Below are 611 nucleotides of genomic sequence, written 5' to 3'. Positions count from 1 at the left end.
GAACCGTACCGCCAACGCAGAAACCACGAGCAAGTGACATGTTGAACGTTTCAGCCACTACACCTTGGCCAGCAATCGCAGAGTCACCATGAATAGTGATAGGAAGAACTTTGCTGCCGTGGTTGTCACCCAAACGGTCTTGACGTGCACGCACGGAACCGATAACCACTGGGTTTACGATTTCTAAGTGAGATGGGTTAAACGCAAGCGCTAAGTGAACATCGCCACCAGGAGTTGCGAAGTCTGCAGAGAAACCTTGGTGGTATTTAACGTCACCGGTACCCCACGTTTCATCGTGCTTACCCGCGAACTCATCAAATAGATCTTGTGGTTTCTTACCCAGTACGTTCACCAGCATGTTCAAACGACCACGGTGAGCCATACCAATAACCACTTCACGCATGCCACTCTTACCCGCATGACGAATCAGTTCTTTCGTCATTGGGATAAGCGCATCACCACCTTCTAGAGAGAATCGCTTCGCACCAGGGAATTTTGCGCCTAAATAACGCTCAAGGCCTTCCGCTGCAGTCAACTCTTCAAGGAACGTGCGTTTTTCATCTTGGTTGAATGATGGCTGGCCTACGACAGACTCAAGACGTTGTTGGATC

1 protein-coding gene is annotated in these 611 nt (G+C 49.8%); it reads right to left on the bottom strand.

Features of this window, described 5'->3' with window-relative positions; translation table 11 throughout:
- The coding region (locus R7044_RS26455) for a thiamine pyrophosphate-dependent enzyme (protein ID WP_263857063.1) at positions 1-611 on the bottom strand (611 nt) is incomplete at both ends.

This window comes from Vibrio sp. 1402, assembly GCF_033340275.1.
This window is presented reverse-complemented; position numbering and strand designations above follow the sequence as displayed.